Genomic DNA, 19,685 nt, shown 5'->3' with positions numbered 1-19,685 from the left:
GATCCTCCGTACTTAGCCTGCATTCACCACGTGCAGGCGACGGGCTTCGGCCTCCTTGCCCGTGATTGCACGCTCACGCTCGTATTGCTGGAACGACCCGAACTTCGCTTCGACTTCCCGCGGATCGATCATGCCGATGCTCACCTTGTACATAGCGACCTCGAGCACGGTTTTGCCGCGCGTTGACGGTTCGTCGTAACGCGCGCGATTCAGGCTGCGCACGTAACATTTGAGTTCGAGGTTCTTGGTCGGGTCGCGGGCATAGCTCAGCATCGTCGAGTCCAGCTCGATCATCTCTGCGATCACCGTGCGGCCGCGCGCGCCGTTCAGCTCGGGCAGGCCTTCGCGACGGCACAAATGGCAGCCATCGGGGTTCCGGAAAAACATCTTCTCCGGGTCGATGTCGAACAGGCGCTTGACGTTGTCGATATACTCGCGCGTGACCACGCCGCGCGTGATTGCGTCGCGAGCGCACAGGCGACAATCCGGGTTCGTGCACGTGACCGGTAGCAGCGCCTGGTAGATGAGCAGGTTCAGGAATCCGGGCGTCGCAATCACGTCGCGCGGAATACCGAGTTCGTCGGAAACGAGACGCAGCGTGATGATGTCGATCGCCGATGGCGCATGGACCGTGGCAAAGGCCCGGTGACCGGATTCCGCGATGTCGCGGAACAGGCCTGCTGATTCCTTGTCCCGGATTTCGCCGACCAGCACCGCATCGGGGTCCATCCGCTTGAGCTGTCGTTTGGCAACGATGAACGGGTCACGGCCTTCTTCGGATAGGCCACGCGACACCGAAAACTGGGCTGCACCAGGAATGTCGTATTCGACCGGGTCCTCGACCGTATAACGTGCCATCCAGTCCGGCAGCATCGTCATGACCGTCTGGATAGTGGTCGATTTGCCGGAACCCACCACGCCGGAAATCACCGTACCGCCACCCAGACGCGCGATCGCCTCGTTCCACATGTCGATCTGGTCAGGCAGGTAGCCCAACTCGATGAGCGTACGAATCGTCTGGATGCTGTCCTGATACAGCATCCGCATGACTACTTTGCAGCCCTTGCTTGTTTGATTCGAGGCCCAGCGGAACAACACTTGCCGGCCATTGATCCGCTCGGATATCCGGCAGGCCTGGCCCATGTTCATGTTGAAGCCGTTGTCCGAACCGGACTTCCCATGCATGTTGTACAGGTACGCCACCATGTCGGTGAGCGTGGATGACTTGAGATTGAATTCTCTCGGCCGTGTGAGACGACCATCGACGCGAAAGAGGATCTGCGACTTGGGCGACGCAGTCTCGATCTCGATGTGAATGTCCGACGCCTGGTTTTCCATCGCGAAGCTCACGGCTGCACAGAACTGCTGCCACAAAGCGCTGCGATCCTTGAGCGACAGCCCCATCATGGCTGCCTTGTTTTGCGGATGGTTCTCCATCACAGCGTCGCGAGCCAGTTCCACCAGCACTTGGGTCGAAGCAGGGTAGAAGAGCGGCGTGCTCGCGGTGAAGCCTTTCTCTTTCAGGAGCCGCGCAATTTCCTCCGCGACGTCCGAATTCACGAGATGCTCTACCACGATCAACGCGAACACCTTGACCTTGTCGTGTTCGGCACCCCCCTGCAGCTGCACCGGGCAAATCTCATGGCGCAGGCTGTGACGCACGCCGATTTCGTCATAGAGCTTCTCGCGGAAGAAAGGTAGCTCGGCCACGTCCATGATCGTGGCCGCAGCCCGTTCTGCCGGCCGCGCGATACCACCGCCTGCACTCGATGCGGATGCGGCAGTTCCCGGCGTTGTCGCTCGCGCACGTGCCGCAGCCACCGGCTGACCACCGGACTGGCCAGCCGGTCGAGTTGCCGTAGCCTTCATCGGCTTACCCTTGAGGAACCGCGAAAAGAGACCCATGGAATCACTCTCGTTCGACTTGCCCCGCGCCTCGCGGAACTTTTCTCCGCATCACATTCCACCCACCGGGTGCATCAGTGACGTGTTCACGATCGGTGTAAGCGCCGTGCGCACCGCGCTGTTGTCGCTACTGGCGGTGCCGTAGGCCATACCACTGCTCGGCGTGACCACCCGAGCGACCGGGGCGTTGAGTTCGGCCGGTACATCATCGGCCGTGATCTGCTGGAACGGTGCGAACAGATGTTTCTTCTTGCCAGCCGACAGCGTCGCGCCGCGCGGCGTGATGCTTGTCACCGTGTAGCCGCGAAGCCTCACACCCACCGAGATCGTCGTCTCGACGTCGTCCCAGTTGATGACGGCACGATAGTGATTGACGCCACCAAATTCCGCGCCATACACCGCGCTGAGGAACGGCGGGTGCATGTGCGACCGTCGTTCTGCGGCGGCCGCAGCGGCCGCGGCGCGCGCGGCGTCCGGTTGGGACGTTGCGGAGGCCGCCGCGGCGGCGCCACCGCCGCTGCCACCGCCACCGCCACCGCCACCACCACCACCGGCATCGCCGTTGAGTTGGTCGCGGAGTTTCTTGAGCGCGAGCTGGTCGTCGACGTTCAGCATCTGCCGCAAGAGCACCGATGCGCCCGCCGCACTACCAGCTGTCGCCGGCTGAGTGACGGCCGCTGCGGACGAAGCCGCCAGCGCAGCCGCGGCCGGCGTGGTGATCGGTCCGGACGCAGCTGCCGACGGTGTATTCGTTGCGGCGGAAGAATTGCCGCTCGCCATTGCAGCGACAATCATTGCGACAGCCGCCATCGCAGCGCGACGGCGCATGCGCGAATGACTACGCATACTGAACATATCGCACTGCGACACATTCGCCGGCGCAGCGCCGACGTGGCCGCGTAGAGCCACGGCCTTACGGGCGTATTTATTGATCATCTGAGTGGATTCCATCTTGCCCCCTCGTCCCAGAACTAGGACCGCTTCGCGAAAAGTTGACCGGAAACCTCGATCGAGCCGAGCGAGGTATTGAGCATGTGCTGCGCACCCTGCTCGCCGTAGCTGAGCACCACATGCTCGACGGACAGGTATGGCGGGAAGAGTCGGATCGCACCGATATTGCGTGCGGGCCCCGCCGCCTTCCACGGTGCCGCAAAGATCGGGGACGACAGATCGCCCGGCGACACACCGGTCGGCAGACCGAACACCTGGTAATCACCGAGCGCCACGCCGTTGCCAGCCATCACACGGTCGAGTTGCTGGGCTTGTGAGCGGAAGTCGATGTCGACCGTGCGTTGTGACGGAAGTGCATTGAGCACCGTCGACATCAGGCGCGTGCTCACCGGTCTGGTGAGTGTCACCGAGATGCCCTTGCCGCTCGGTGCGAACACAATGCTCGGCCGCGGCCAGTCGGCCGGCGCAGCCTCGATGAATGAACGGTTGGTCGCGAGAGCAAAGGGACCACGCGCGAAAGACAGCGTGCATGACAGCAAGCTTCCGGCCGCCGTAGTTGCGACAGGTGTCGGCATGCCCGGTGCAGCACCCGGCGCTGTAACTGGAAGACCTCCTGCCGATTGCACTGTGCAATCGTTCTTTTGGAAGTACCAGCCGCCAACTTGACGTGGCAGCGACACGCTCCAGTCATACCAGTCATCCAGATCAGTCACCTGCACGACAGGTAGCGCGCGGGCCGCCTCCATTGCCTCCTGATACAGCTGGTCCGGCGACTTCTGCTCGCGGGCCTGGTCGGCCGCAAGCTGCTGTAGCCGGTAGCTATGGTAGAAGTAGGCTCCACCCACCACGGCGCCGCCAAGCAGCAGGAACATCAGGATCGACGCCGGGCGAATTCGCTTCCCACCGCGCTGCATCAGGCAACTGTCATCCGCCGCTGCAGCGACTTCGTCAAGGGTCAACCGCTCGATGCCTGGCAGCGGGGCGTCACCGACCAGCACGAAACCTTCCTCGCGGAAGATTTCCATAAACTGGGTCACCACCTCATGCAGCTCGTCCTCGCCAACCGGTTCGCGATCGAACCCGGCCTTCGGCTTGCGGTTCTGCAGGCCAACCACGAGATACTGCGGGTCAGCCGTCTCGAGCGTATCCGGTAGCGCCAGAATTGCCAGCACGTTGTCATGGTTCTGATACGAGTGCGCGACTGCCGCCGCGCCACAATACAACTTCGGCACCTTTTTCGGCAGGGCACCGGGAGCGGGCAGCAGCCCACCCACGTACTCGCCGGCCGAATCGGCGTAGAACCACTTCGAACCCATCTCTCGGGCTTTCTGGGCCGGCGTCGCATCGCCACCAATGATCGGCTGCCAGCGCAGCCCGAAGGCCAGCGTTGTGCCGTTGTGTTCGACAATCATGGGCGCGCCTCGATTCGATGATCCATGTCAGGTTCGGTATGGCGTGGTCGGACGGAATAGGTGGGCGGCCTCAGATCGTCGGCGTGCTCGAGTCGACGACCGACACAGTCACCAGAACGACCGTCGTCGTGCGTACACGTTTTGACGTCAGCGAGCCGCCGGTCAGAATCGGCAGCCCAGCGCCCATAGCTCGACGGTCGTACTGATCTGCGACACGATCGAAACCAGTCAGCACCAAGGTCTGGCCGCTATGGATCGGCACTTCTTGCGTCGATCCTTCGCCGTTCACGTTGGGGAGCTGCACCATCTGCTGGTTGGAGCCCGACCCGGAAGTGAAGGTCTGCAGGCTTGTCAGCTCCGAGTTGTCCAGTGAGACAGTCAGCACCACGTCGTCACGCGATGTCGCGTTCGGATAGATCATGAGCTTCGTGCCGACCTGATCTTGCGAGGTCGTGATGCCCGGGATGCCGCCCGTGCCGCCGGCCGTCGCCGTTGCCGGCGTGGTGGCCGACACGTATGAAAACTCGCTGCGCACGTTGTAAAAGATCGGGTGGCGGTTGCGTGTCGACAACGGCAGCTCCGTCGATGTCTGCACGCGACCGATCTCGCTGAGCGCCTGGATAATGGCTTGCGTACCGTTCAGCGAACCCGACAGGATGTTCAGCCCAATCGAGCCGGCATTGCTCGACACCAGCGACGCCGGCGAGATCGCAGCCAGGCTGAATGACGGGATGTGCTGAAGCGCGCGCGTGAGCACGGCGTTCCAGTCGATGCCACCTTCCCCGTCGTCCGTCGTCGTCACTTGAACCGTACGGAATTTCAGGAGCACGAGACGCGAGAGGATCGACACCTGCGTGTGGATGATCTTGTCTGCTGCCTCCACCGACGGCTTGGTATCGGTCAGCGTGATCGTGCCGGTGGCATTGTTGACCGCGACGCTACCCGAAGCGGTCATGACCGTCTCGATCGAATTCTTGATCGACTCCAGCTCGTTGCTGCCTTGCGCTTCGGACTTCACCGGTGCGGCGTCGCTGCTTTGTGCCTGCAGCGCGTTCGAGTTCGTGGTCTGGTGCTGGACCTGGAAGGCGGTCGTATAGCTGGTCGCCGCCGGGCTGACCGGCAACTGCCACGTCTTTGTCACCATCCTGTAGAAGCGAATCACGCCGTGCGCGTCGTCGTATTCCCAGTTGATGCCGAGGCGAGTTGCAATCAGATCGCACCAGCCTGCTGCTGTTGGATTCCGTGCGGTGAGCGGGTCGACAGGATCGAACTCGAAGCTCGCAGGGGTATCGACGCCCATGCTCGAGCTGGAAAAGCCCGGCCGAGGCATCGCCTGACGGAGGCTGCCGGCGCCACCGCTTCCCACGAGCGGCGATGGCAGCGGGGCGCCCGCCGTACCCGTGACCGGCACGGCGTTACCCGAACCCGGCACCGAGCCCTGGGCGGTCGCCGACAACGCCTGGCTCTTTGGCAGCAGAGAGCTGGCATCCATATAGACGTCCGGCTCGATCTTGACCGGGATGCCTGTCGCCAGCGTGATACGTTCGGCCGCCGTCGTAAGTGACACACGGCCTGGCCTCCACATCGCAGCGATCTTCGCGCCCGAGCGCAGTGCCAGGGGCAGGGTCACCTCGCGCGCGAGCGGCACCGGCTTGCCGACAAGGTACGGCTTGTTGACGTCTTGTTCCTTCAAGCGCGCTTGTGCGCTGCGATCGAGTGCATTCAGCAGCGTCGCGCGCTGAGCGTCAGCCTCTGCGCGTGCATTGTCGTGCCCGCCCGTCGTCGTCTTGATCAGGTCCGGCGAGACACAGCCGGCGAGTTGCGCGACCATCACGGCCATTGTGACCGCGGCCGCAACCGGGCGCAGACGCAGCGCGCTCAGCACACTGCGCTGATAGTGCGGCCGGCTAGAAAGATCATTCGTGGTACGGGGCATGGCTGTTACCTCTTCGGAATCAGGTTGGGTTCGGGTTCGCGAGGTAGTTCGCGCTCCAATCACGCGGCGGTTACTGGTTCGGATCGCACTTGACAGTCACCGGCGCGACGCGCACCACGTTGTTCGAGTAGAAGCAGGGCTTGAGCGGCGTATCCATCATGTCGGTCGACGACAGGAGCTGCCGCACGGCGTCCTTGAAGTCGCCCGTCGCTGAATCACTGGCCGCCAGCGGGAGATCCTGGCCGTAGTCCCAGACCACCTTCCACTTCGCTTGCGCGGCCCAGCGCTCCATCGCCACACGCAAGTTGCCGTCCGCCTCGCTTGCCACCCACGTGCTGGGATTGCCCGCGCTGGCGGCGCCGGCGGCGGCCCCCACACCTGAACCGGTCGAGTCCGTGCCCGCCGGAGCCGGCCCCGATGCTGCCGGGGCGTCGACAACCAGATCCCTGTCTTCGAGGTGCGCGCCGTATCCAGCCTGACGCAGCACGTTGCGGATCACGTCTGCCCGTCGGTCGCCGCCTTCCCACGAGACTGTCTTGGCAGGTAAAGCCATGTCATACGACAGGCGGTAGCCCTTCGGTAGCAACGCGGTCAGCGCGTCGAACACCGATTCATCTCGCCCGAAGCCGCGTGTCGTTTGTGCCCAAACCCCGCCAGTCGGCAAGTCGACCGCCGGAGCACCAGCAAGAGCCCCCGGTGCCACCGTTGCGGCCGCGACGCTCGGGTCTGCGGACGGATTCGCGCTGGCGACGAGGACCGGCGCCTTCGAGCGTTGATCGATGAAGCCGGCGCGAGCCGGCAGCGCCATCACTGCGCACGCGAGCGCAGCACAGGCCGTCAACGCGGCCGGAGCCAGTTTCGCGGTCATCGCATGGAGGGGTGCTCGTGCAGACATGGTGGTCCCCACTTCAATAGGAAAGATCGTCCGCACTGATGCGGATACGAAGGCGGTTGCGGAAATACAGCGGACGCGCTTCAAGGCGGTGCCCGCGAAGCTTCGAGAGGTAACGGCGAATCATCCACATCAGGGTCTTGCCGCGACCGTGCAGGAACCACAGCGTCGCGATTGCGATGAGCATGACGACGAAGGTCCACCACCGGATGTGCGTCAAGAAAAGCAGGAGCGGGCCGAAAACCAGATATGCGGGGAAGGGGCCCAGCTTGGTCGTACCCGCCGCGGCTGCCCAGCTCATGCTGCCTCCTTCCCGTCGCGCAACGGATCGTTCGACGAATTCTGCGATTGCGCACGCTTGCGATAGGCGTCCATGAAGCGCTCGGCCTCGGCATGCGCCATACCGGTCACTTCCTTGAAGCCGTCGAAGGACAGCGTGCCGGATAGCACATCCGGCGCCGCCTGAGTTTCGAAATCCGATCCGTTCGCTCGGCACAGTTCGCGCACACGGCCGGCCCATTCGTAGTAAGGGATCCGGCTCATCTCGATGCGCAACTCGCGATTGAGCACGAGCCACGAGCGGTACGCCTTGACCTCACCGTCCGAGGTGACAGCCAGCTTTTGCGCCACGATCATGCGCAAGTTCGACATCATCTTGTTCGCCGCGCCTGCCTCACGCCCCTGGTAATAAGAGAGCACGCGGTCGAATGCCTCGGCTGGGGTGTCGACGTGCATCGTGGCGTAGACGGCGTGCCCCGTTTGCGCCATCTGCATCCCTTCTTCCATGGAATCAGCGTCGCGCATTTCTCCGACGATGATCACCTTGGACGCGCGGCGCATTGCGTTCGGTGTCGCCATCGAGAAATCGCGCAGGTGCTGGCCCGGGCCAATTTCCACCTGTGACGGTGCCGGCATCGAGCCATCACCGAGCCCGCCATATGTAAACTCGATCGGCTCGCCGTACTCGAGGATCTTGATCTTCTCGAATGCGCAACGCACTTCGATCCGGTAGCGAACGTGCGAGGCAAGCAGAGTCGTCTTGCCCGAGCCGGTCGTGCCGACGATCAGCACCATCCCGTAGCGCTGGAAGAGGTTGTCCAGGATCTCCACCGGGAGATTCAGCGTTTCGATCTTCGGCGGGTTGTGCGGAATCGTGCGCAGCGTGATTGACAAGCCATTGCCGATATCGCCGATACGCGACTTCACCGCATTGAGACGGAAGCGATACGACTGTCCGCGCTGACGATAAATCTCGTACGCAACGTTCAGATCGACGCCCGTGCCCAGCACGCCTTCAGCTGTCGGGCCGTACATGAATACCAGCGCACGCATGACTTCGAAGTCGTCCAGGTACCGGTTGGTGCCCGGGTAAAGCTGGCGCTTGTACTCGATCCAGACCGGTTCGCCTGACTGAAGCGTGATGTCCGATACCTTGTTTTCCCAGTAAGAGGTCAGTAAGGTGTCCAGCTCGGACTTTACAAAATCCGAGGAGAGGGACATCGGATCCGGACGGCTGAAAGTCATCGGAAGTGGTGTGGTGGCGCTCATGCTTTTCCTTTCGCGACGATTACTGCGCCAGCGGTTTCCATGACGACGCTCCCGTGAACTTGGAGTCCGCCGTGATGCGGAAAACCGTTTGTCCAATCACCACCGAGTTCGGATCTTCCACCACCGAATCGGTGGCCGAAGCGATCTCCGGCAGCGACACCATGCCCTGCGCATGTAACTGGTAGAACCGCCGCATGCCCTCATAAGCTCGCGCGAGACGCGCGAGGTTCGCCTGGAAAATCGCGTCAGCCTGAGCACGACCGGCGGAATACGCCGTCGACAGTTGCTCCTTCCAGTACACGCGCTCTTTCTCGTCGCGCGGCAGCGACCCCTCGTACTGCGAGACCTCTGGGGCACCGCCCGTCAAACCGGTGAACAGCCAGTCCCGCCACGTCGGCGGGACACTGACAAAACGCGCTGGCTCCTCGATCCGGTACTGCACGCCCTGAACCGTCATCACACGAGCGGCCACGTCGGCCGAGTCACGAATCGTGGTGATGACGGGCGGCAGCACGCCGTTCGCGAAGAGCAAATCGGTGAAGCGCCATTTCTGGTCGAGGTCATGTTCGCGGTACTTGAGATCCGCAAGGATCTCCTTCGAGCGATCCGCCAGACCCGCCTGCGCGCCGACCGCCTGGGCCGCGCCCTGCAACTCGATGCGGCGTATGAGCGGAATCGAATCGCTTTGCACCGAGGTTGGCGACACGTTAAGCAGTGCCGGCAAGCTGTCCTCGGCGTGCGAGGCAACCGGCCATGCGCACACCGCCAACCCGAACGCGACCGATGCGGCGACGAACGCGGCCGACGGCAGCGTTTTCAGGAGGGACGCGTGCACCCGCCGGTTATTGAGCCGGTCCACGATAGACGATCTGGATTTGGTTGTCGGTCAGCACCAGGTCGGCGCGCTGCCCGAATTGGTGTCCCACATCGGTCATGAACTCCGCAAACGGCACCGACGTCATGTTGATGAAGACAGGCAGCGCCAGACGCGGATACGGACCGTAGACCTTGAATTCCATTCCACGCGCCACTGCCACCTTGCGCAAGAGCGCATCGGCGTCTCCCTGCCAGACAACGGTGATCGTGTCGCCCGACAATTCCGGCGGCGGAATCTTTTCTTCCGGACCCGCGCTGTACCCGGGGAAGCCGGCCACGTTCTTATAGGCGCCCTCGAGTGCCGCATCGACTACCGGATCGCCCGGCTGTTTAGGCACGGGTGGATTGGCACATCCCTCCAACCCGCAGACGACCAGCAGCGACCCGACCAAAGCCGAGGCTGTGATCGCTCTTCGCGCAACGGGCGCCATGCGCCATTTCTGGAAATAGGGTCCGATATCCACGACCGCATCCTCATGAATGCACTTCCAAATCGACGCCCTCGGCCAGATGACTGCTGCGGTATCCGCTGTCATCGGGATTCATTCAACCCACGCTGTCGGCGCAACACATCTGCGAGGACCTTTGGGGCAAAAGGTAACACAATGAATTTTTAGTCTCAAGAATATATTGTGCGTAAAAGTACAGAAACATGAGTTACGTTGCGTGCAACTTCGCGCAGCGGTCTTCAGCAGCGCCGATTTGTCGCGTTTAATCCGCTTGTTAGCGTGTTACTGGTGCAATTGACGGTAACGACCACCTTCGAGTGGATAACGTGCGCGCATCAATACGTTGCACAACGTTAACGGTGCAATAAAAAACGTTAGAATGATCGGGTGGGCACGACAGCCTGCTCGTCACGGCTGGGGGTTCCTGCTGCGATCGCGTGCGCGACCGGACGCTGAATCGAAGTTGCGCCGCAAAGAATGCGGGTCCGGAAGCCGCGCAAGGAGGGGTAAGAATTGCCGGGCGGCAACCATCGATTGCACGTGCAAACGATCGGCGGGCGACGCGCACGATGCGCATGACGAACACCGTGACAGGTGGAATGCCAGCCCGTTGGAACAAGGAGCCAGGGAGCACATTTGATTCCTTGGCCCCGCGATCGAGCCCACATGATCCAGTAACGCCCGCAGGAAACACGCGCGCGAATGAATCAGATCCGCCTGCAATGCAGTGTTAACGGGAACCACTTCGGCACCAGTAATGGGCCCAGCAGGGATCAGGGCCGCGGCGAACACACTCCGCCACGCTCACCAGCGCCGAAGGGGATCCTTCTGATGGAATCAAATCGCATGGAATCCTTGCACGAAGACACGACGCTCCAGGAGGCACCATCCACCGGGGGGCATAACAAATCCACCGAGGACCAGTACTTCAAGATCGTCACGCGTCTATATAGAGAAGCCGAGGCGCGTCGTTCACGCGATCCGGAACTGCCCGCCACCGTGAGCAACCTCGACGTCGTGAACGACCTCCTCGAGGCATCGCCCACCCTGCGTCCCAACACCTGGCGGCTCTATCGCGCCGCGCTGCGTCATCATCTCGAGATCCTGCTGAAAACTCTCCCGGGGGATCGACACGCCGGCGTGCAACTGGCGCTCAAGGCGCTCATGCGCCATCAGGTCGCTCCCAACCCGAACCTGCCGCACCGAACGTCGAGCAACCGCCGTCGCAATTTCAGCGAGGACGACCTCAGCATGCTCGTGCGCCACCTGAACAACCGCCGCATCTCCGCGCATGCTTGGCCACTGCGAGCAGCCCACTGGCTGCTCGCAGGACTGGCGACCGGCCTGCGGCCGGCTGAATGGGAGCATGCGCGGTTGATCGACGACCGACGGCTCGCGGTCATCACCGGGAAACGCAAGGGCGAACCCCCTGCCAGCATTTTGTCTGCTGAGTGGGATGCGATTCTGACTGCACACGTGGACCTGGCCGAACCGTTGCCACAATGGATCCGGATCGTCGAGATCGAGCCAAGCGATCTGATGTGGATCAAGGCGCACCTCAGCTCCATCGATGAGCTGCGGAGCAAGGGGATCCCGTTCGCAGATATCTACGAGCAGAGCAGGCTCGCGCTGCGGCGTGCTTGTGAAATTCTCTGGAATGGATCCAAGCGCATCAGCCTCTACACAGCCCGAGGGCAGTTCGCCTCCAACTCGAAGGCGATCAAGCCGCTCACCGAGGTTTCCCGTCTCATGGGTCACCGGTCAACCCGCACAACCCAGCGCAACTATGGCAAGCGCCGCTATGCGCATGCAGCCTATAAGGAGGCGGCAGCGGCAGACCCAGTTCAGAGCGCATCAGAGCAGAGTGCCGAATCAGCTGGCGAACATGATGGTAGTTGGGCGTCCAACTGGAGCAGCCGCGTTGACGGACGGCTCGGTGGTCAGGGATTGGGGGAGCAAGATTTGGGCTCCGGAGAGGAGGGGACAGGGGGTTGAGGCTGGTGATTGCGATGGCGATTCGCGCGGCTGGCCGCCGTCAGCCGCAATGTCCCTCGAAGTTAACCTATTACGGATTGCCTACGCCGTAGGTAATTTGAAGGCGCAATATCCGTGGCGAAGTCGCTCCTTGTGGGGCGCATTTCGAAGACCTCGATGAAAGCAATCCGAATGACTTTGTAATTTGTGCGGGATCAGCGCAATCGACTCCGCGGGGCGGGTCTTACATCTCGGCCGCCGCCGGCCACGTCGATCGGGTATCCCGGGACCGGAGGTTCCACGACGCTCCGTCCATCGAGTCCACCTACCCGCGGAGTCCTTCGTCATCCTATCGCTCACGGCACCCTAACCGGCTGAACCGAGATAACGAACGCACCACGAGCGCACCACGCTCACGAGCGCCCGATCAGCGCTTGATACCAATGTGCTTGAAATTGCGCGTCCTCCGCCAACCCTCCGCCACGTCGTGTCCGAGCGCGCTGTCACACTGACATGGACACGAGCTGGCTGTTATATAGGGAGTAAACTCCGTGAGAAACGCATACTTCCTACGCGTATACCTTACCTAAGAGTGCTTTTCCTTTAGGTAAAACTATCTCAAAAGACTATTCATCATAAGGAAAAGCGTCTAAATTTATTTTTTGGCCGCCGAAATTGAGTCGACCCTAGGCGTGGATGTCTGGCACATCTGCCCAGCCTGCGGCGATCCGGCCCGGTGCGAGCTGAGGCTCGGGCGGGCACATCGAACGGCGGCCGAAGGCCCCTTGGTTCCGAAGATGACGACCGGCTAGCGGCTGTGGAGCGGGCTGCGGACAACGGTTGCACCCATCCTCCGGGATGTAAGGCGGAGTCTTACAATTGCGAATCGCGCGTAGAATCACCCCTGCCGAGGCCCAATATTCCGTGAGACCTGAAAATACGTTGCATGATCGGACTTGCGGGGCCGGATTTCTATGGGTTATATTGCGGCATGCGGGTTGTTCGCTACGCGCTGACCCGAATTGGCTTTGATGTCGTAGACAGGACGATACCCATGACTCAGCACCAGTCCCTTCCGTTTTCATCCGTCGGCGCAGGGGGCTCGGTCGCCCGCAAGCCGATCAGCCTCAATCCGGAGCAGCAACAGGTACTCGATGCTGACGCTTCACGCATGGTGGTACAGGGTGGTCCGGGCACCGGTAAAACTCTGCTCGCTGCCCGGTTTGCCGCGCGCTATCCCGATCGCAACGTCATCATGCTGGTGCGCGACGACCGAGCGCGAATCGATCTCGAGAGCCGTTTGCGTGACGCGGGCGTTGTTCAAGCGCAGGTCCATACGTTCGACTCATACGCAATCGAACAAATTCGTCTTCGTCGACCGGATCTGCTCGGTGCGGACGTCGTTCCGGAATGGCAACCGTACTTCCTCGTGCATCGCCAGGCGAAGTCGCATCAAGCGGATCTGATCGCGGACCACGCTTTCGACTTGCTGAATGGATTCTTTGCGACTCAGGACGATGTTCCTGACGTGAAACACTTCACGCCCGACATGCTGTTCAACTTCGCGGCCAAAGGCGCACCCGGCGCGAACCTCATGAACGAGATTGTGGCCGAGGCTCGGGAGGTCTGGGATCTTATCCGGGCCGGCAAAATTCCCGTACCGAAGGTGGCAGCTGTCAAGGTGTTTCATCAGGTCGTGTTCTCGGCCGACCCGGTCGCGCGCTGGTCGCCACATGACATCCTGATCATTGACGATGCGCAGCATCTCAACGGCGCAATGCTGAAGTTCGTCCAGAGCTTGGTCACGCATTGCGAGCCGTATGCGCTGCTTATCCTCGGGGACGCGTATCAGCGGGTCGACTATTTTCACGACTCTCTCCATCCGATGGACGCGCTTTCCGCTGGAGTCCCCCTTTTTCGTTTGACGCAGTCCTATCGGGTCTCGCCCATGGTGGCAGGTGTCGCGCAGGCGATTCTGAGTCATCTGATCCGCGCACCCGAACATCTCGTCGGCACGCATCTCGAAGACGTGGACCTCGGTGCGAACATGGCGCGCGCCGACACGAGCGGCCAAGAGGCGTTCGTGGCGCGGACGATATCCCCGCTTCTCGGACTCGTGCTCAAGGAGGCAGATGCACACCCGGACAGCTTCGCCCATCGCCTGTGCTGGCGAGACGTTGGGGAGGCACTGCGGATCTTGATGTCGGTATACGCCCTGGCAAACAATCGGCGTGGCGATGTCATTCTGCCCTTCTATCGTCAGTTCTCGGATTACGCGACGCTCATTTCGTTTGCGCACGCAACCGCTGACATCTCGATCCTCGGCATGGCACAACTGATCGAGCAATACGGCTCGAAGCTCCCCTCTCTGGTCGATCGAATTGTCGAAAATCGAGTTGCGCTCCGGACTCCGCGGCGTGCTGACGACGGCGGCGCACCGCGGCTGACGCTGGCAACCGTCAATGAGATTGGCGACGCCGCGTTCGATACGGTTCGCCTCGCGAACGATTTCACGGTTTGCAAGGACGTGCAGGATCCGCGAGGGGTGGTCGGCGACGGCGCCGTAAACCGCGACGTCGCGTCGGATGTGCGCGAAGCTCGCCTGCTGTATCTTGCAGTGACCCGCGCACGGCGCGAGGTCCATCTCAACGACGAGACGCTCGCTTGGTACCGAGGAATACCCGGGGTTACGCTTGGCGCAGGCTTGCTCGACACGCGTACCGATACCTTGGATCAAAGTACCAGCGCAGCGACAGCCGCCGCGCCCGGCGCTGCGACATCGTCCAGCCCGGCGGCTCTGCCCTTGCCATTTACCCGCCGTTGAAGCAGCGGAATTTCTTGGGTATCTGCATTTCGCGGTTGATATCACCCAAAGAAAAAAGGGCAAAGGGAATGGAATATCCGACGCAGCAAGAACAGGATGGCGCTGTCATCAAAGCGGTGACAATGCCGACCGTAGTAGAAGACCCACCGGAATACGTCGTGATGGGTGCGTGTGCGTTTTCTTTGGTGCTTCCCGAAGGCGACAGCGGCCAGGATCCATTCGCAGACATACGCGGCACACTGAAACTGATGTCAAACGTGAAATGCGGATAGCCAATTTCTCTTCCTGAACCGGGGTCGCTGGGCGCATTCACTGCCGCGCGTGGCGACCGCTAGTCACTGACAGATGGCCACTGAAGGGGGTGTCATGCCATTCGAAATTCTCCGTCGCATCGCGGACGCGGAGGCGGCGCAGACCGCAGCCGCGCGCGCAGCAATCCAGGCCAGCGCGCCCGGTCAACAATCGACCGGTGAATCGGAAGCGATTGCCACTGCTGCCACTGCGCACACCGCATCCACTTCCCCGGCGCCGGGGACGGCCACACCCGAGATCGATCCGGCTGACGACGTCCTGGACCTCCAGGATCTCGCTCACGACACGAGCGATGTGCTCGGCGCTGGGGATGACGTCGAGATCCGAGTTCCCGGTGACGAGCCGGAACCTGCGGCGACAGTGACCCGCACGATCGCCGACGCTGCCGATGCCGACGCCGCTGATCCCACGGCCTCCGTGGCGGCAACTGTCGTCGAGACTGCAGGTCTTGCTGCTGTTCCCGCGGGAACTGTTCCGGTCGTCGCCGCTTCTCGCGAGGTGACGCAACCGGTCGAGTCGATGACGGCGCTGGCCATTTATCGGCCGGCCGATCGGTGGAGTGCCGATGCGCAACTTTTCGCCGGTGCGGTCGGCACCATCGAGGCGGGGGAGGGCGAGGGCGTCGTGCGCTTTCGTTTTGATCCGGCGCTCGTACGAATGTCGACGGACCTTGCTTCATTCGAGTCCATCAATGCGCCGGCTGAGGAGGTGACGAGCCTGGCGTTGCCGGCAGCGACGGCAGCCGGCGTCCGCGCGACGTTGCTCGAAGGCTATCGCGCGAAGGTGATGGCTGTGGCCGAGGCGCGCTCTCGCGCGGTGCAGGCTTCTCTTGGCTCGCGCGGCTTCAGCAGCGGCTCGCCCTTCGCCGCCCAGTTGCTCCATCAGCAGATGGGACAGTTCGACCGGGTTGGTCGGCAAGAAATTGAGTCGGTGGGGCCGGCGTGGAGTGTACCGATTCACGCCGCGGTTCTGGTCAGCCGTCAACGCCTCGACGACGACGGCGATCACGATGAGTACGACACTGGATTGCGTACGGTCTACGACATCAGCGAAGAGAGTACCCAGTTCGCCGTCGCCGACGGTCAAGCGGTCGGCGAGGATGTCACGATCCTCAGCGCTGGCCGCTCGATCGACTCGGCGATCGATTTCCTGCTCGGCGCGAGCATAGACCCGATGGTCGTGACAGTGGGTGCGTTCATGAAGGTGCATGCGACGGATGCCGACAGCGCCCGCACGGTGGCCGCTGCGTTGCTCGAGCATCGTCTGTTGGTCGACAGTGTCGACTGGAACAACGTGACGCCGGTGTACGCGGAACCGTGGCGTCAGCAGCTGGAGGGAGATGCGCCCCGAGGGTAAGCACCAAAAGAAAACGCCCGCTGGCGGGCGGGCGTTCAATTTGGTTTTAGGCAATGACGCGCACAAAACGACAGAGCCAAAACACACACTGGAATTCATTCTGTATTGTGCGTCATTGCTTGTCAACACATTTTTGGTGGACAGGCAATGCGATTCTCCGACATGTCGGAGGGCGGGCTTTCTGGCGCCCTGTCCGAGGCGCGGCTATTGCATGATGACCGCGCGGGGACCTATTTCAATGTCCTGAGCAAGGGCGTGGGTAGTGATGCGGGGCGACGCGCAGGGCGCCGCGGCTATCCCACGCATATGCTTCCGGAAATCATGCGTTTGTCCGAACGGCAGCACCGCGACGACGACTTCTATTTGTCGCAGGCGACTTTCTCGGCGCGTAGCGGTTGCGCGACTCATTTCCAGTCGATTCGCACGCTGTTTGTCGACCTCGATTCATACAAGGACCCAGAAGGCCTCGCCACACCGGAGCAGGTGCTCGAGAAGCTGGATCGGATCGGCTTGCCCGAACCGACCTACATCGTTTCGTCCGGGCGCGGCCAGTATCTCAAGTATCTCCTGCAGGACCGTGTCTACGCCGAGCATCTGCATGACTGGGGGCTTGCTCAGCGCGCGCTGGTTGCGTCGACGGCGAGCCTTCATTCCGATTCCAAGGTCAAGGATTGCAGCCGGATCCTGCGCACGCTCGGCAGCGCGAATCGCGCGAGTGGCGGCCGGCGCGTGAGCGTCGCGTGGCAGGGCGGGACCGTGTACCGATTCCGTGACCTGGCGGAACGCATCGGCCGATCGGCCGTGAACGCGGTGCAGGATGCCCGCCGGTCAGGTATGGCGGCCGATGGACTCCAGCTGCGGCGCCACGCGCGGACCTTGCGGGCCTATGCCGAACTGGGCCAGGCCCAGACATTCGCGTTTTCTGCGCTCGACGAGATCACGCAACGCCATACGCCGCTGCTGTTCAATACGCTTGAGCGGACCCCGCAGTCTCTCGCGTGGACGCGCTTCCTCGACTTGAAGGAACTGATCCGCATGCGTGGCGGGGTGCGTGAGGGTGAGCGGGACCTATGCCTGTTCTGGATGATGAACCTGCTGGCCGCGAGCGGGACCGTGCACCCGGGAAATTTCTACGACGAGGTGGCCGCCATCGCGTCGCTCATGCCGGGGACCGATTTCGAGCCGCTCCAGGATGGCTCCATGGAGACGTTGTATCGCCGTGTTGAGGCTCAGGCGGAAGGCAAGCGCTGGCGTCAGACTGCCCGACAATCGGAACAACCGGATGGACAGGGACCGAACGGCAAGACTCGCAACGCGGATCGCTCGCCGCTATATCAGCCAAGCAACGATTTCCTGATCGAGACATTCCGCATCGAGCCGGCCGAGCAGCGCGCGCTGCGCACAATCATCTCACGCGACATCGTCAACGAACGCCGAGTGGCGAAGCGGCGTGCCGCCGGCGTACAGCCCATGGCTGAAGTCATCGCGACACGGCGGCACGCGCGCGAAAGCTCGGCGCAAACAGCGCGCGTGCTTGTGCAGCAGGGCGCAAGCCTGTCGTCGATCGCCATCGAGCTGATGGTCAGCGAGCGGACCGTGCGGCGCTACCTTGCACCGTCCGCGGCATCGCCGGGCACGCACGCATCCGCAGCGGAGATTCCGGCGCCCGCAGCTCGACCATCGACGCGGCACATGGCGATTGACGCGACACTGCAACCGATAGTGCCACATGGCATCTTGAGGGCGTCGCGTGGTGGCGGGCAGCATGCGCCGAGGCGGGGCGAACAACACACATCGGATGTGAAAGAGGATGTGGCTTCACACGTTCGGAGTCTCGCCGAGGCGGGGCGCACGGGCGCGGCGATTGCGCGTGAGCTGGGAATCAGTGAGCGCACGGTGTGGCGTCACCTGGCTCGCCATCGGTGCGGGTACAGCCGCACGCCCGATGTCACGGGTGACGATGCTGTTTCGAGTCTCTCGCAGTTGGATTCGTTCTCGGGAAGACGAGCCGGGGCGAACTTGAACCCACGGCAACCGGACAACGCCTCGACCTATTCGTATCGGGAGACACTCGTGACGACAAACTCCTTTGCCGCGCTGGCGGAAGCTGCCCGCCGCGAAAAAGCGGAGCAAGAAGCGAAAAGGACTGCGAAGGTCATCGCCCGGGCGCCGCAGAGATCTGAACCGCGGTCAGATTTGCCCACGCTCCCGCGCGGGCGGCAGATGCATGAACCTGCACGTGCCCAGCAAGCTACGGGCGGTATCCACTGCGATGATGGCGATCTCGGTGAGCGCGAAGGCATGGCGATATCCGCCTCGTCGGTCTTCAACAGTCTTGCGAGGTATGCGGACCCAACGGATCTTCCGCACATCAGTGCGGCAGGTGAGGGGGAACACTCGATGGACGCTGGGCCTGCTGGCATGCCCCCGGTATCGAGCGGGAAAATGCCGGGCGTCGGGGGGATAGGCGCGCCCGGCGGCATGACGCCCGACGACCGCGCCCGTCTGGAGCGTCTCAGGGAGATGCAGGACCGAGCGGCGCGCCGACAACTGCGAGGGCGCGCTAGCGATCCGAACGACCCGAACAACGTGGTCCAAAGGGGGGCTCTAGAAGAGGCTTCCGACGCACAGAAAGGCGCGGCGCACGCCGTAGCAACTTCCCCCGTCGACCCCGTGCGACCGCGCGGCTCGCGGTTTTCCTTGGAGGCTTGGGAGGCCGCACGCGCGAGCCAGCCCGGCTGCTGCATCTTCGAGTTCCAGCGTATCAACCCTGTCAGCCAGCAGGTCGAGTCGATCCTCATGGCCCTGCCGCACGAACGTGTCGTTCAGCAAGGTTTGCCGCTCGAGTTGCTCGATGGAAGCTTGGTCGCGCCGCGCATTGGCTCAGGGGGTGTTGGGGCAACGAACGCTGTCGCAGGCGGCGAATCTGCTGCGCAGGACGAATGCCGCCTTAACTTCCACCACTGGGGTTTCGACGGCTGCCAACAGGTGGCCCGCATGCGCATTGTCCTGCGCGAAGCAAACCCAAATCGCGCGCTGTTCGCGGGCTGCACCTTCGACCTGGCGCTAGGTCCGGATGCTCGAGAGGTCCTCGACCAAGGATTGAATCGCAGTCCGAGTTCCCGCGGGTAACTCCCTCAAGTCGACATGACGCCACGGCCTGAATTTCACCCCCAATGGGGGGAGGTGCGGTTCAGTGCGCACATTTCATAACCGATGACTCGGAATAGCAACATAAAAAAATGGCTGA

At 62.4% G+C, this 19,685-nt stretch carries 14 protein-coding genes; 5 read left to right on the top strand and 9 right to left on the bottom strand.

Going from position 1 to position 19,685, the window contains the following annotated elements; translation table 11 throughout:
- Positions 1-12: 12 nt before the first annotated feature.
- The 9 genes from U4Z64_RS19860 to U4Z64_RS19820 all read right to left on the bottom strand — a co-directional run bounded on the left by U4Z64_RS19860 (position 13) and on the right by U4Z64_RS19820 (position 9,984).
- Positions 13-1,905 carry a GspE/PulE family protein gene (locus U4Z64_RS19860; protein ID WP_321820763.1) on the bottom strand — a complete coding sequence of 631 codons (1,893 nt, stop codon included), beginning with the start codon at positions 1,903-1,905 and terminating at the stop codon, positions 13-15.
- Positions 1,906-1,956: 51 nt separating this feature from the next.
- Positions 1,957-2,856, bottom strand: a complete 900-nt coding sequence (locus U4Z64_RS19855) for a hypothetical protein (protein ID WP_321820762.1) — start codon at positions 2,854-2,856, stop codon at positions 1,957-1,959.
- Positions 2,857-2,876: 20 nt separating this feature from the next.
- The gene (locus U4Z64_RS19850) at positions 2,877-4,268 is read right to left on the bottom strand and encodes a hypothetical protein (protein WP_321820761.1); all 1,392 of its coding nucleotides are present in this window, start codon (positions 4,266-4,268) and stop codon (positions 2,877-2,879) included.
- 70 nt (positions 4,269-4,338) lie between these two features.
- Positions 4,339-6,204 carry a hypothetical protein gene (locus tag U4Z64_RS19845; RefSeq protein WP_321820760.1) on the bottom strand — a complete coding sequence of 622 codons (1,866 nt, stop codon included), beginning with the start codon at positions 6,202-6,204 and terminating at the stop codon, positions 4,339-4,341.
- 70 nt (positions 6,205-6,274) lie between these two features.
- Positions 6,275-7,072: a toxin co-regulated pilus biosynthesis Q family protein gene (locus U4Z64_RS19840; RefSeq protein WP_321820759.1), complete on the bottom strand. Its 798-nt coding sequence runs from the start codon at positions 7,070-7,072 to the stop codon at positions 6,275-6,277.
- A gap of 40 nt (positions 7,073-7,112) precedes the next feature.
- A complete protein-coding gene (gene icmT / locus U4Z64_RS19835; protein ID WP_321820758.1) occupies positions 7,113-7,397 on the bottom strand; it encodes an IcmT/TraK family protein in 285 nt (94 codons plus the stop codon).
- Complete coding sequence (locus U4Z64_RS19830) at positions 7,394-8,644, bottom strand: ATPase, T2SS/T4P/T4SS family (protein ID WP_321820757.1); 1,251 nt, start codon at positions 8,642-8,644, stop codon at positions 7,394-7,396. Before U4Z64_RS19830 ends, icmT begins: the two co-directional genes overlap by 4 nt.
- Before the next feature lie 19 nt (positions 8,645-8,663).
- Positions 8,664-9,503, bottom strand: a complete 840-nt coding sequence (locus U4Z64_RS19825; protein ID WP_321820756.1) for a type IV secretory system conjugative DNA transfer family protein — start codon at positions 9,501-9,503, stop codon at positions 8,664-8,666.
- Positions 9,487-9,984, bottom strand: a complete 498-nt coding sequence (locus tag U4Z64_RS19820) for a DotD/TraH family lipoprotein (protein ID WP_321820755.1) — start codon at positions 9,982-9,984, stop codon at positions 9,487-9,489. Before U4Z64_RS19820 ends, U4Z64_RS19825 begins: the two co-directional genes overlap by 17 nt.
- 831 nt (positions 9,985-10,815) lie before the next feature.
- On the opposite strand from U4Z64_RS19820, the gene U4Z64_RS19815 reads away from it, so the two are divergent.
- From U4Z64_RS19815 to U4Z64_RS19795, 5 genes are all read left to right on the top strand, one after another.
- On the top strand, positions 10,816-11,964 hold the full coding sequence (locus U4Z64_RS19815; RefSeq protein WP_321820754.1) for a hypothetical protein: 1,149 nt from the start codon (positions 10,816-10,818) through the stop codon (positions 11,962-11,964).
- Between the two features lie 1,033 nt (positions 11,965-12,997).
- Positions 12,998-14,767 (top strand): AAA family ATPase, encoded by a 1,770-nt coding sequence (locus U4Z64_RS19810; RefSeq protein ID WP_321820753.1) that lies wholly within the window; start codon positions 12,998-13,000, stop codon positions 14,765-14,767.
- Positions 14,768-14,835: 68 nt separating this feature from the next.
- Entirely contained in the window at positions 14,836-15,039 is a 204-nt protein-coding gene (locus U4Z64_RS19805) for a hypothetical protein (protein WP_321820752.1), read from the top strand.
- A gap of 94 nt (positions 15,040-15,133) precedes the next feature.
- Positions 15,134-16,435, top strand: a complete 1,302-nt coding sequence (locus tag U4Z64_RS19800; RefSeq protein WP_321820751.1) for a hypothetical protein — start codon at positions 15,134-15,136, stop codon at positions 16,433-16,435.
- A 147-nt stretch (positions 16,436-16,582) separates the two neighbouring features.
- On the top strand, positions 16,583-19,567 hold the full coding sequence (locus tag U4Z64_RS19795; protein WP_321820750.1) for a hypothetical protein: 2,985 nt from the start codon (positions 16,583-16,585) through the stop codon (positions 19,565-19,567).
- Positions 19,568-19,685: the final 118 nt, after the last annotated feature.

It is taken from the genome of Burkholderia sp. BCC1996, assembly GCF_905339955.1.
In the GTDB taxonomy this organism is placed as follows: domain Bacteria; phylum Pseudomonadota; class Gammaproteobacteria; order Burkholderiales; family Burkholderiaceae; genus Burkholderia.
Note: the sequence above shows the minus strand (reverse complement) of the source record. Positions and strands in the feature narration are given on the sequence as shown.

Excerpts from the sequence above, each read along its gene's own strand:
- U4Z64_RS19860 (WP_321820763.1), bottom strand. The coding sequence starts at position 1,905 with ATGGGTCTCTTTTCGCGGTTCCTCAAGGGTAAGCCGATGAAGGCTACG.
- U4Z64_RS19855 (WP_321820762.1), bottom strand. The coding sequence starts at position 2,856 with ATGGAATCCACTCAGATGATCAATAAATACGCCCGTAAGGCCGTGGCT.
- U4Z64_RS19850 (WP_321820761.1), bottom strand. The coding sequence starts at position 4,268 with ATGATTGTCGAACACAACGGCACAACGCTGGCCTTCGGGCTGCGCTGG.
- U4Z64_RS19845 (WP_321820760.1), bottom strand. The coding sequence starts at position 6,204 with ATGCCCCGTACCACGAATGATCTTTCTAGCCGGCCGCACTATCAGCGC.
- U4Z64_RS19840 (WP_321820759.1), bottom strand. The coding sequence starts at position 7,072 with ATGACCGCGAAACTGGCTCCGGCCGCGTTGACGGCCTGTGCTGCGCTC.
- icmT (WP_321820758.1), bottom strand. The coding sequence starts at position 7,397 with ATGAGCTGGGCAGCCGCGGCGGGTACGACCAAGCTGGGCCCCTTCCCC.
- U4Z64_RS19830 (WP_321820757.1), bottom strand. The coding sequence starts at position 8,644 with ATGAGCGCCACCACACCACTTCCGATGACTTTCAGCCGTCCGGATCCG.
- U4Z64_RS19815 (WP_321820754.1), top strand. The coding sequence starts at position 10,816 with ATGGAATCCTTGCACGAAGACACGACGCTCCAGGAGGCACCATCCACC.
- U4Z64_RS19810 (WP_321820753.1), top strand. The coding sequence starts at position 12,998 with ATGACTCAGCACCAGTCCCTTCCGTTTTCATCCGTCGGCGCAGGGGGC.
- U4Z64_RS19805 (WP_321820752.1), top strand. The coding sequence starts at position 14,836 with ATGGAATATCCGACGCAGCAAGAACAGGATGGCGCTGTCATCAAAGCG.
- U4Z64_RS19800 (WP_321820751.1), top strand. The coding sequence starts at position 15,134 with ATGCCATTCGAAATTCTCCGTCGCATCGCGGACGCGGAGGCGGCGCAG.
- U4Z64_RS19795 (WP_321820750.1), top strand. The coding sequence starts at position 16,583 with ATGCGATTCTCCGACATGTCGGAGGGCGGGCTTTCTGGCGCCCTGTCC.